This window comes from Bradyrhizobium sp. SHOUNA76, from assembly GCF_023006445.1.
In the GTDB taxonomy this organism is placed as follows: Bacteria; Pseudomonadota; Alphaproteobacteria; order Rhizobiales; family Xanthobacteraceae; genus Bradyrhizobium.
In genome coordinates, this window is record NZ_JALBHA010000174.1 from 1 (window position 1) to 11,370 (window position 11,370).

An 11,370-nucleotide genomic window follows, 5' to 3' on the forward strand; every position below is an offset into this window, starting at 1 on the left:
CGCGCCAGCTTGCCTATCACGCCGCCGAGCTCGCCGCGGCCGGGCAGCCCTGCTTGCGCGAAGTGTCGATGGTCAAGGCGCTGTCGCCCGAGGTGCTGCACGAGGTCGTGCATGGTTGCCTGCAGTTGCACGGCGGCAGCGGCTTCATGCTCGGGACGCCGATCGAGCGCATGGTTCGGGACGCGCGCGTGCTGACCATCGGCGGCGGCGCCACCGAGGTCATGCTGGAAGAAGTCGCGAAGCGGATGTAGCTCGGTCGATCTTGCGGGGAGGAAGGTCAATGCAAAAGGCTCGTTCCGACATCGCGCGGGCGCTCTACGCGGCCCTGGCTGCAGGAAACAGGGAGCAGCTTGAGACTTTGCTCCACCTGGATTTCGTTGGCGAGATCGCGGAGGGAATGCCCTTCGGGATTGGTGGCCGGCACGAGGGCTCTTCTGAGATGCGCCGCAACGGGTGGGGAGCGATCGCCCGGCACTTTGCGGCACGTGCGGAGCCGGAGCGCTTTCTCGAGGTCGGAGAGGCGTGCCTGCTTGTGACAGGCCGGTATCGTGGCGAGGGCAGGCATGGAGGAGCCTCTCTCGACGCCTCTTTTGCGCACCTCATCACGTTTGAGGGTGATCGCATCACGCGCCTCGAGCAATATACCGATACGGCCCGCTGGCATGATGCTGCGAGCCCGTTCAAGACTGTCCTCCTCGACATCGCAGATGGTGTTGCAACGCTTCGGCTAAATCGGCCCGACCAGGGCAACGCCATCAATGAAGAGATGGCCGCGGATCTTGAAGAGGCTTCAACGCGAATTGCCGAGACCGCCGGCTTGCGCGCCGTCCTGATTTCGGGAAACGGACCAAACTTTACCATGGGAGGGGATGTCAATCTCTTTGCCAGCACGCCGTCGGCCGAGCTGCCGGGCAAGCTTCGTCGCATGATCGATGGTTATCATCGCGCCATCGATCGCTTGACGAGCATCGATGCACCAGTCGTTGTGGCGGTGCGCGGCGCCGCGGCCGGAGGCGGATTGGGCCTCCTCTACATTGCGGATATCGTCATTGCGTCCACCGACGCGCGCTTTGCTCTCGGATATGGCGCGTTGGGTTTGACCTCCGACGGTGGCAACACCTGGTTCTTGCCGCGGATGGTTGGCATGCGGCGGGCGCAGGAACTGTTCCTGCTGAACCGCCGATTGTCGGCGCAGGAAGCCTTGGAATTTGGCCTGGTCTCCCGCCTCGTGTCGGACGATTCGGTGGAAGCGGAAGCAATCGCGGTTGCCCGCGAACTGGCGGCGGGGCCGACGCGGGCCTTTGGGGCCATGCGGCGTATGCTGCGGCAGTCCTTTGAAACGAGCCTCGGCGCTCAACTCGAAGCCGAAATGCAATCGATCGTCGACGCGAGCCGCTCCGACGATGCGCGCGAGGGTATCGCCGCCTTCGCAGCCAGGCGTCGGCCCGTCTTTAAAGGCGGATGACCGGGCGCTGCCTCGGCCATCCGCTGGCGGTCATCACTTCACCGGCTTAAAGCTGAGCGTCGCGGTGTCGGCCTGCATGATCTGCAGCTTCTGGTTCGAGAAGCGGATGCCGGGTCCGAAGCTGATCGGAGCCATCACACCGGTCTCGACATTCTTGGTCTTCTCCAACTCGCTGATCGTACAGGCCCAGGTCGGCTGCTTGCCGCAACGTTCGATCGCCGCGATCAGAACCTTGGCCGCGGCATAACCACTCATCGTGTAGCGATTGATCCCCTTGAACTCGGCTTCCGACACAAGCGGCTTTGCTTTCTCGAGGAACGCCTTGCCGGCCTCGCCGGCAAAGGGCTCGACATAGTCCACCGCGAAGATGCCGTCGCCGGCCGGCCCCATCAGCTTGAGCACCGGCTCGATGCGGCCGGGCCAGAAGATGCCCGTCACTGGCTTGACGTTGAGCTTCTCGAGCTCCTTCATCATCGCGATGTTCTCCGCGATGATGCCGCCGGCCAGGAACACTTCGGCGCCGGAATCCTTCAGCTGGAGCATGTCAGACGAGAAATCCTGCTGGCCCTTCTTGTAATTGCCGCTGTAGACGACGTTCAGTTTCTTCGACTTGACCACGGAATCGAAGCCGTCGCGCACCGTGATGCCGTAGTCGTCGTCCTGCGTGATGAGACCCCATTTCTTGCCGGGGTTCTTCTCCGCGAGGTAGTTGACGAGATGGATGATGCCTTCCTCGTAGGACTGGCCGACGACGAATACGTTCTTGCGCGGCGGCTCCCACAACAGCTTGACCGGCGCGACGTCGATCACGGTCGGGATGCCCGACTTCTCGAGTACGGGCATCACGGCGATCGACTGGCCAGAGCCGGACATGCCAAGCATGGCAAAGACCTTGTCGACCTCGATCACCTTCTTGACGCCCTGGATGGTGCGCGCGGTGACGTAGCCGTCATCCTCCAACACGTACTTGATCTTGCGGCCGTTGATACCACCGGCATTGTTGGCTTCCGCGATCGCGATCTTGTGACCGATCGAGGCGGCGACGCCGAGTAGCGCCGGCGGGCCGGTGAGCGGTTCGACATCGCCGATCAGGATCTCGGTATCGGTGATCCCGGGCTCAGCGGCAAATGCACCGCCGCCCGCCAGCAAGGTCGTCGCGAGCAGGATTGACGCGGTAGTCAGATGATTTCTCATTGTCCGTCCTCCCTCCAGTTTTGATCTTCTTTTGTCAGTAACGCAGCGGCCAGTTCACCCATGCGCGCCTGATGTCGTGCCAGGCACCGACCAGCCCGCGCGGTTGGAAGCGTAGGAACAGGATGATGACGAGGCCGTAGAGCATGCTCTTCAGCTCCTGTGCGCCGGTCGTAAACACCGCGTCGAGCTGCGCGCTGAAGAAGCTGAAGACGAGGCGTGCAGCCTCGGGAAGCAAAACGATCAGAACGGTGCCGAGCACGGCGCCGAGCGCCGACCCGAGCCCGCCGACGATCAGGATCGCCAGAGCCTCGATCGACAGCAGGAACGGAAAGCCTTCGACGCTGACGAAGGAGAGATAGATACCGTAGAGAGCACCGGCGAGGCCGGTAATGAAGGCCGACGTGACGAAGGCAAGCAGCTTGTAGGCATGCAGGTTGATGCCCATGACACGGGCCGCGGTGTCGTTGTCGCGGATCGCGACAAAAGCCCGGCCGACCCGGCTGCGGCGAATGTTGAGTGTGGCAAACAGCGTCAGCGTGGCGACGCCAAGGCAAAGGTAAGTGAAGGCTGCGTCGCTGTCGAAGCTGATGCCAAGAATCTCCGGTCGCTGTACGGAGAGGCCGCGGGCGCCATTGGTGAGCCAGCGCATCTCCAGGATTACCGTGTTGATGATGAACGAGAAGGCGAGCGTCGTGATCGCGAGGTAAAGGCCCTTCAGGCGCAGCGACGGCGCACCGACGATCAAGCTGGCCAGCGCCGGCACGAGCCCCGCGCCGAGGAAGCCGATCAGCGGTGGCAGATGATATTTCGCCGTCAGGATGGCATAGGCATAGGCGCCGGTGACGAGGAAGCCGACATGGCCGAGCGAGATCAGACCGGTATAGCCGGTCAGGATGTTGAGGCCGAGCGCGCCGGTCACCGTGATCAGGATAATCATCAGGAACGACAGCGCATAAGCGTTCAAGGCGTAAGGCGCGGCGATCAGCGCCATCAACAACACCGCCGACCACAGCCAAATCGGCGGAGAATCGATCAGGGCGACGAGCTCGCCATAGGTCTGCTTGTAGTCGCCGGTGCGCATCGTCCTAGACCCTCTCGATGTCGCGTTCGCCGAACATGCCGAACGGGCGGATCATCAGCACGACGATGATCATCGCGAAGCCCGCGATTTCCTTCATGCCGGAGCCGAGATAGCCGCCGGCGAGATTTTCGGTGATGCCGATGAGCAGGCCACCGAGGCCGGAGCCGAGAACGGCGTCGAGCCCGCCCAAAATGGTGGCTGGAAACGCCTTGAGCCCGAGCTGGAACATGGCCGGTGACAGATCGTATGAAAGGGCGAAGAACACGCCGCCGATGCCGGCGATGACCGACGAGGCCGCCCAGGCCAACGCGTGAACGCGGCTGGCGCTGATGCCCATCAGCAAGGCGGTGCGATCGTCGGCCGCGACCGCGCGCATCGCGATCCCCATCTTGCTGTAGCGGAAGAACGCCCAGATCGCCGTCAGCAGCGCCAGCAACGTCGCAATGACAGCTATCTGGCCAGTGCGGACGCCGATGCCGCCGAAGCGAACGATGTCGCGACCCATTCCGACGTCCAAGCCGTGCGGATAGGCGTCCCAGATGAAGTTGATCGCCGAGCGCAGGATCACCGCCAGCCCGATGGTCACCATCACGGTCGCGAACACCGGCTCGCCCAACATCGGCCGCATCACGACGCGCTCGATGATCAGGCCGAGCAGGATCGCGGCGAGGATGGCGCCGAACGCGACCACGACGACATTCCCGTTGACGCTGGTCGAGATGGTCCAGGCGATATAGGCGGTGATCATGGTCATCTCGCCTTGCGCGAAATTGACCAGCCCGGTCGATTTGTAGATGACGGCAAAGCCCATCGCGATCAGGCCGTAGATCGCGCCGATTGCGAGACCCGAGATCAAAAGCTGCAGGAGATACTGCATTCAGCCCTCCGCCGGATAGATGATGGCGAGCTCGCGCGCAAACTTCTTCTCGATCATGGCGCGGCGCACCTTTTGCGTGGCGGTCAGCTCGCCGTCGTCATGGTCGAGCTCCTTCTCCAGGATGGCGAACCGCCTGACGTTCTCGACCCGGGCAAAGCGCTTGTTGGTCTCGCCAACGATGCGCTCCACCAGCTCGTGCACTTCGGGGAGCTGCGACAGCGATTTGTAGTTGGTGTAGGCCAGCGCCCGGTCGCGCGCCCAACGGCCGACATTGTCGTAGTCGATTTGGATGATGGCGCCGAGATACTTCTTGGCCTCGCCGACCACGATGGCCTCCTTGACGAATTCGGAATCCTTCAGCGCGTTCTCGATCTCGGAGGGTGCGATGTTCTTTCCACCCGCGGTGATGATGATGGCCTTCTTGCGGTCGACCACGGCGATCTCGCCATTGTCGAGCACCTCGACGATGTCGCCGGTGCGCAGCCAGCCGCCGTTCTCGAGCGAAGCCGTCGAGGCCTTTTCGTCGAGGAAGTAGCCCTTGAACACACCAGGATTGCGCAGCAGGATCTCGCCGTCGTCATCGAGCTTCCACTCGGTCCGCGGAAGCGGCAGGCCGCAGCCACCGATCCGGTGGTGGCTCGCCGACTGGACGAAGGCGACGCCGCCGCTTTCGGTGAGCCCATAGCCCTGCGAGACCGGTCGGCCGATAATGTCGAAAAAGCGCAGGGTCTCAGGCGAGATCGATGCGCCTGCGCAGAGCCGATGACGGCTATAGGCGAAGCCGAGGTGACGCTGCAGATTCCGGAACATCAGGAGATAGAGTAGGCCGTAAGCGGCCCGATCGATGAAGCTTTGCTTGCCTGCCTGCCTGCGGTCGGAAAGCGAGCGACCCCAGGTGAGGCAAGCCCTGGTCAGGCCTTGCCGCAGCCTTCCGCTTTCGCCGAGCCGAAACAGAAAGCCCTGTTGCAGCTTCTCGTAGATGCGCGGTACGCCGACGAAGAAAGTCGGCGCGATCTCGCGGATATTGGTGGCGACGGTGTCGATCGATTCGGCAAAGCTCACCGTGCCGCCGAGCACCAGATGCGTCACCATGCCGTAGCAGCGCTCTGCGACGTGGCACAGCGGCAGATAGCTGACGGCCTCGAACGGCCTATCCGCGATGCCGACAGCTTCGGCGTAAGTGTAGGCGGCGTAGACGAGATTGCGATGTGTCAGCATCGCGCCCTTGGGCGGGCCGGTTGTGCCGGAAGTGTAGACCAGGATGCAGACGTCGTCGGGCGCGCCTTGCGAGATCAGGCGGTCGAGTGCCGCGTTCGCGTCCGGAGTCTCACGCGCATGGGCAAAGCCGCGCTGGCACAGGGTCTCGAACGACATCAGCGCCGACTGTCGGTAGTGCCGCAGGCCCTTCATGTCGATGCAGACGATGGCCTCGACATCGGGCAGTCCGCCATTGTTGGCCATGGCGTCCAGCACTTTATCGGTCTGCTCCTGGTCGCCGGTGACGACAACACGGGCGCCGGAATGCTTGACGATATATTGCAGCTCGACCCAGGGATTGGTCGGATAGATGCCGACGGTCACGGCCCCGATCATCTGCGCGCCGAGATCGGCGTAAAACCATTCCGGCGTATTCTCGCCGGCGATGGCGATGCGATCGCCGGCCTTGATGCCGAGCGACAGCAGGCCTAACGCCACGGCACGCGCCGTCTCGTAATAGTGGCGCCAGGAGTAAGGGTTCCAGATGCCGTAATCCTTTTCGCGCAAGGCCCGTGCCTCGCCATGCACGGCGGCACGGTGTCTCAGCATCTGCGGAATGGTGATGGCACCATCCCGGAGCGAGGCACGAAAGGTCGCCACATCACTTGCGGGCGCGCTGCGGGTGGCGGCCGCCTGGAGCGGCGGAAGCGCGGAGCGGAGGCTGTCGAGCGTCGACATCACGATCCCGCCTGTGCAATTGCGCCGGGACGTTTGCCGCCGAGATAGGCTTCGGCGACGGCTGGATGGTGTCTGATCTCGTCGGGTGTGCCTTCGGCAATCTTGCGGCCAAAATTGAGCACGTGGACGCGGTCGGAGATGTCCATGACGATCCGCATCTCATGCTCGATCATCAGTACGGTGATGCCGAGCTCGTCCCGTATGTCGAGCACGAAACGGGCGATGTCCTCCGTCTCCTCCTGGTTCATGCCCGAGACCATCTCGTCGAGCAGCAGGATCTTGGGCTCCGAAGCGAGCGCGCGCGCAAGCTCGACGCGCTTCTGCTGGCCGTAGGACAGCGTCCCGACGACGGCGTCTCTGACATGCTCGATCTCGAGGAATTCGATGATGTGCTCGACCCGTTGCCGCGCCGCGATCTCCTCGCTGCGGCTACGGCCAAAGAAGATGACGGCATCAAGCACGTTGGAACGTAGATGGGTGTGGCGGCCGGTCAGGATGTTCTCGACCACGGTACCGTGCTTGAACAGGGCGAGGTTCTGGAAGGTGCGGCCGATCCCGGCGGCGGCAAACCGCCAGGGCGAGATGGTTGAAACGTCGACCCCGTCGAATACGATCAGACCGCCGCTCGGCCGCAGCACGCCGGATATCATGTTGAACAGGGTGGTCTTGCCAGCGCCGTTCGGGCCGATCACGCTGCAGATCTCGCCGGGCGCGACCGTGAGGCTGACGTCGGCGATGGCCTGGAGGCCGCCGAAACGCTTGCTGAGGTTTTCGACCTTAAGGAGCGCGGTCACGACAGCCACCGCTTGCGACGCTTGTAGTGTTTGACCTCGCGCAAGCTTTTGCGGCCGGCCGAGGAGACGCCGAGGTAGAATTCCTGGACATCCTCATTGGCCGTGAGCTTCCTGGCGGTGCCGTCGAGCACGACGCGCCCCGTTTCGAGAATGTAGCCATAATCGGCGATATCGAGCGCACGCTGCGCGTTCTGCTCGACCAGCAGCACCGTCATCTTCAATTCGTCGCGCAGGCGGGCGATCACCTCGTAGATGCGGTCGATGATCAGCGGCGCGAGCCCCAGCGACGGCTCGTCGAGTGCGAGCAGGACCGGATCGGTCATGAGTGCGCGGCCGATCGCGAGCATCTGCTGTTCCCCGCCGGACATGTAGCCGGCGATCTGGTCGCGCCGTTCGTAGAGTCGCGGAAACAACGTGAATACCTTTTCGCGACGCTCGCGCGCCTCCGCACCGGTCCTCGTGTAGCCTCCCATCTGGAGATTTTCGTCGATCGTCAGCGCAGCAAAGACACGACGGCCCTCGGGTACTTGCACGATGCCGCGGCGTACCAGCTCGTCGGGCCGGAGCTGATGCACGTCCTCGCCACCGAAGCGGATGCTGCCGTTCTCGATCACGCCCTCCTCGGTGTAGAGGATGCCGGACATGGCTTTGAGCAGCGTTGACTTGCCGGCGCCGTTGGAGCCGAGCAGGGCGACGATGCCGCCTTCGGGCACCGCAATCGAGACGTCGCGAATGGCTTCGATCGCGTTGTCGTAGACGATGCGGATGTTGCGGAATTCCAGCAGGCAATCCGGCGCGGGCATCGCTTGCGTCGCGGGGGAGGAGGTCGGGGTTCGGATCGTGGTCGGCATCGGTCAGATCCGGCTCGCCTGGGCCGCGGGCGGCCGCGTTGCGAGGATGGCGTCGGTCACGATCTTCGCCGTCTCGGCGCAGGCCTGCGTGCCGCCATTGCCATATTGCTTGACCGCATCGCCGACGCACCACAGGCCCTCGATGCCGGTCTCGCGCGGCAGGTCATAGCCGGCGCAGCTCCGTTGCGCCGGCCAGTCGTCGCGCATCACGCGGATGGAGAGGAGTTTGGCCTGATCGAAATTGCTGAATTGTTCGCGGAGATCCGTCAGTGCAAGCGCGATCTCGGCATCGGAGTCGAACTCGCCGAGCGCGGGAACCGGCACGGCATAGGCAACATAGAGATGCCAGCCGGGCGGCGCGAGCTCGGGGCAAGTGGCGGAGAGGTTCGCCATGTTGCACAACCGGCGCGTCTTGCCGAACGTCACGATGCCGGGGTGGTTCAGCAGCGGCTCGCGGCTCGCGACATTGATGACGATGTTGGCGGCCGGACGGAGGTCGTTCCTGACCCGGGTGACATAATCAGCGGGGAAGGCGGCTTCGCCGGCAAGCGCGACGGTTGCCTTCGGCCCGGCATTGCTGACGACGAGATCGGTGTCGATCCGCGTCGGCTTGCCGTCCCGGAGCAGGGTCACGCCGCTCACTTGTCCGTCCGCCGTGTGGATTTGGGTAGCCGGTGTGCTGAGCCAGACCTCGCCATTGCGCCTGACCGCCGTCGCAAGGCTGTTCCAGACGCCGACCGTTCCCTCCGGGCAGAAGCCGAACTTCTTGAAGGCGCCCTTGCTGGTAAAATAGGTGAGGAAGGCGCGAGCCGGCAGTTCGGCGGCGTTGCAGGCGAAGATCGCAGCACAAAGATTGCGGAAGAGCGCATGCACGGTGGCGTTGCTGGTGTAGCCCTTCAGCCAGTCCTCGGTGGATTGCCGGCCATCGGGCAGATTGCCTGAGCGGGCGTCGGCAAATTTCTCGAGGATGCGGGAGGCCTGCTTGGTCAGTTGCCCGAGCAGGAGCGACCAGCCGCCGCGGCCGACATCGATCAGCTTGCCGTCGATGAAGAAGGAGCTTGCCGGCTCCGGCGCGCGAATGTTGAGCGGGGCGCCGACGGTGCGAAACGTCTCCTCGAACACGCCACCGAACTCGATCGCGATCGCGCCGATATTGATCTTGAAGCCGTCGATCTCCTCGGTTGAGGCGCGGCCGCCTAGCCTGTCGTGATCATCGACCAGGACCGTGTAGAGCCCGGCATGCGCCAGCCGCGCCGCAGCGCACAGGCCGCCGGCGCCGGCCCCGATCACGACAGCATCGACCTTCCGACTGTCCACGCACAACCTCCCTGATGCCGCTGGGTTGGTCCCGCGTGCCTGAATTGCTTGCCTGACGAGATAGGACGATATTATAATCCGACCGGCCGTTCAAATTATTTTTTGATCTGGATCAAACTTTCGGGCGCCGCGGCTAGAGTTCTGGTGGACTTGTGTCCACAAGCTGAGCGCGATGGCCGAAGCGGTTGTATAGAGGAGCGGAAGTCGCCGGATTCGGTGGCGTTCGTCTTGAGCGAGAGAGGCCGATGGCGCGGACGCGCTCTGAGAACTACGACGACATCCACCGCGGAATCATCGTGGCGGCCCGCGGCCTGTTCGCCGAACACGGCTATATGCGTGCCTCGATCGCCGATCTCGCCGAAGCCTGCAAGCTGTCCCGCGGCGCGCTGTATCACTACTTCGAATCGAAGGAAGCGATCCTGTTCGCAATTCTGGACGAGCACGTACGCCAGATGATTGCGGACGTCGAGAACGCGATCGCAAGGCATGAATCGACGGCCGATCAGTTCCGGGCAGCGATCCGCGCCATCGTCGATCTCAACGCGCGTTCGCCGCAAGAACAACGCCTGATCCTCAACGATCTGACGTTCCTCTCTGAAGACGATCAACAGACGATCAAGTCTCTTGAGCGCCAGATTGTCGATCTGGTTTCCGGCCTGCTTCTCCAGCTCGACAATCAGGGGAAGATCGTCAAGCGGACGCGGAAGGTCTACGCCATGATGCTCTTTGGCACGCTGAACTTCAGCCATACCTGGTATGATCCCAAGGGAGGGATTGGACCGGCCGAGTTCGCGGACATGATCGTGGATCAATTCCTGTATGGGATCGCGAGTCCCGTTGTGTCACGGCATCCCGCGACGTCCGCGCGCTCTGCCAAGTCAGCCTCGTAAAACTCCGGCTTTTACGCCGCGTCTGGCTTCTCACAGCCGTCCACGCAACTCGCGCTTGAGGACTTGCCGGCATCGGAAGGCGGGAGGCTATGACGCCGACGAGTTTCGGCGTCCACACGGTACTTTGTATCTCAAGTACGCCCACCGGCTACAGCTGGGATATTTCAGGAAAGCAGCTCTGCGCACGCCGACCGTGATTCGGCTCGTGCCTTCGCCATCCTCAAAGCGTCTCAGACCCAGCCGCCATCCGATCGGCTATTTTACAGCGTACGAGCCGCTCACTGCCGCGGTCTAGTTTTCAGCGCAGCCTATGAGCTGTCCGCATTTCACCCTACCCAGAAGCGCGACGTGGTCTCTGAATCGCGGCAGGAGGCCCACCACGTGGAAATCAGCTACGTCCTTCCAGGAAACTTTGTCCTTGATGCCGAGAGTCCTCTTCAGCTTGGTCGAGATTATCAGACGGAAGTCGTACCATCCCATGGATGCGGCATGAATCGCATTGCCAAAGGTCAACTGTGTCGTAATGCCGAAATCGGCGTTTCCCTGCTCGACAAGATTGACCACGCTCGAAGCAGTGCCGTCGCGGACATATAGCAGAACGTGCGGGTAGGCTTTGCCGAATGAAGACAGAATATCGGGCAGGACTGACGCGGTAATTGTTGCGACCATGGCAACGGTCAGAGTGCCCGACTGGCCTTTCACCGAGCGAGCAGCTTCTTCCAGGCTGGCATCCAGGTCGGACAACAGCCCTGGCGGCGTTGCGCGAACCGGCCACCGAGGAGCGCTTCAAGGAGTTTGGCGTGAAGATCAGCCCGACGTCCACCCCCGCGGAGTATGCGAAGTTCGTGGCGGCAAGCCATGACTCTTGGGTGACGATTGTCGAAGCAAACAAGAAGAAGCCATAACTCATCCCCTGGCGGTCTCAGGTCACGGCGTGGCGGCGGCCCATGGCCGCCGCAGCCGCAT

11 protein-coding genes are annotated in these 11,370 nt (G+C 62.9%); 3 read left to right on the forward strand and 8 right to left on the reverse strand.

The window, feature by feature from the left end; all coding sequences use genetic code 11:
- Both MOV74_RS19035 and MOV74_RS19040 read left to right on the forward strand, forming a co-directional pair.
- The coding region (locus MOV74_RS19035) for an acyl-CoA dehydrogenase family protein (protein WP_258719538.1) at positions 1 to 251 on the forward strand (251 nt) is incomplete at its 5' end.
- 29 nt (positions 252 to 280) lie between these two features.
- Complete coding sequence (locus MOV74_RS19040) at positions 281 to 1,465, forward strand: enoyl-CoA hydratase-related protein (protein ID WP_246925557.1); 1,185 nt, start codon at positions 281 to 283, stop codon at positions 1,463 to 1,465.
- A 33-nt stretch (positions 1,466 to 1,498) separates the two neighbouring features.
- Here MOV74_RS19040 and MOV74_RS19045 read toward each other — a convergent pair whose 3' ends face one another.
- The 7 genes from MOV74_RS19045 to MOV74_RS19075 are packed head-to-tail and all read right to left on the reverse strand — an operon-like array spanning position 1,499 to position 9,514.
- On the reverse strand, positions 1,499 to 2,659 hold the full coding sequence (locus tag MOV74_RS19045; RefSeq protein WP_246925559.1) for an ABC transporter substrate-binding protein: 1,161 nt from the start codon (positions 2,657 to 2,659) through the stop codon (positions 1,499 to 1,501).
- A 34-nt stretch (positions 2,660 to 2,693) separates the two neighbouring features.
- Entirely contained in the window at positions 2,694 to 3,740 is a 1,047-nt protein-coding gene (locus MOV74_RS19050; RefSeq protein WP_246925562.1) for a branched-chain amino acid ABC transporter permease, read from the reverse strand.
- Positions 3,741 to 3,744: 4 nt separating this feature from the next.
- Positions 3,745 to 4,617, reverse strand: a complete 873-nt coding sequence (locus tag MOV74_RS19055) for a branched-chain amino acid ABC transporter permease (protein ID WP_246925565.1) — start codon at positions 4,615 to 4,617, stop codon at positions 3,745 to 3,747.
- Entirely contained in the window at positions 4,618 to 6,552 is a 1,935-nt protein-coding gene (locus MOV74_RS19060; RefSeq protein ID WP_246925569.1) for a long-chain fatty acid--CoA ligase, read from the reverse strand.
- Positions 6,552 to 7,346, reverse strand: a complete 795-nt coding sequence (locus MOV74_RS19065; protein ID WP_246925571.1) for an ABC transporter ATP-binding protein — start codon at positions 7,344 to 7,346, stop codon at positions 6,552 to 6,554. Before MOV74_RS19065 ends, MOV74_RS19060 begins: the two co-directional genes overlap by 1 nt.
- Positions 7,343 to 8,197: an ABC transporter ATP-binding protein gene (locus MOV74_RS19070; protein WP_246925573.1), complete on the reverse strand. Its 855-nt coding sequence runs from the start codon at positions 8,195 to 8,197 to the stop codon at positions 7,343 to 7,345. The genes MOV74_RS19065 and MOV74_RS19070 overlap by 4 nt, the downstream gene beginning before the upstream one ends.
- Positions 8,198 to 8,200: 3 nt before the next feature.
- Complete coding sequence (locus tag MOV74_RS19075) at positions 8,201 to 9,514, reverse strand: NAD(P)/FAD-dependent oxidoreductase (protein WP_246925575.1); 1,314 nt, start codon at positions 9,512 to 9,514, stop codon at positions 8,201 to 8,203.
- Between the two features lie 245 nt (positions 9,515 to 9,759).
- Between MOV74_RS19075 and MOV74_RS19080 the strand changes: the two genes are divergently transcribed.
- Positions 9,760 to 10,404: a TetR/AcrR family transcriptional regulator gene (locus tag MOV74_RS19080; protein WP_246925577.1), complete on the forward strand. Its 645-nt coding sequence runs from the start codon at positions 9,760 to 9,762 to the stop codon at positions 10,402 to 10,404.
- Positions 10,405 to 10,695: 291 nt separating this feature from the next.
- Here MOV74_RS19080 and MOV74_RS19085 read toward each other — a convergent pair whose 3' ends face one another.
- A complete protein-coding gene (locus tag MOV74_RS19085; protein ID WP_246925579.1) occupies positions 10,696 to 11,148 on the reverse strand; it encodes a LysR family transcriptional regulator substrate-binding protein in 453 nt (150 codons plus the stop codon).
- Between the last annotated feature and the right edge of the window lie 222 nt (positions 11,149 to 11,370).

What these genes read in the sequence shown, in the direction of transcription:
- MOV74_RS19045 (WP_246925559.1), bottom strand. Translation starts at nt 2,659, where the DNA reads ATGAGAAATCATCTGACTACCGCGTCAATCCTGCTCGCGACGACCTTG.
- MOV74_RS19060 (WP_246925569.1), bottom strand. Translation starts at nt 6,552, where the DNA reads ATGTCGACGCTCGACAGCCTCCGCTCCGCGCTTCCGCCGCTCCAGGCG.
- MOV74_RS19080 (WP_246925577.1), top strand. Translation starts at nt 9,760, where the DNA reads ATGGCGCGGACGCGCTCTGAGAACTACGACGACATCCACCGCGGAATC.
- MOV74_RS19040 (WP_246925557.1), top strand. Translation starts at nt 281, where the DNA reads ATGCAAAAGGCTCGTTCCGACATCGCGCGGGCGCTCTACGCGGCCCTG.
- MOV74_RS19055 (WP_246925565.1), bottom strand. Translation starts at nt 4,617, where the DNA reads ATGCAGTATCTCCTGCAGCTTTTGATCTCGGGTCTCGCAATCGGCGCG.
- MOV74_RS19050 (WP_246925562.1), bottom strand. Translation starts at nt 3,740, where the DNA reads ATGCGCACCGGCGACTACAAGCAGACCTATGGCGAGCTCGTCGCCCTG.
- MOV74_RS19070 (WP_246925573.1), bottom strand. Translation starts at nt 8,197, where the DNA reads ATGCCGACCACGATCCGAACCCCGACCTCCTCCCCCGCGACGCAAGCG.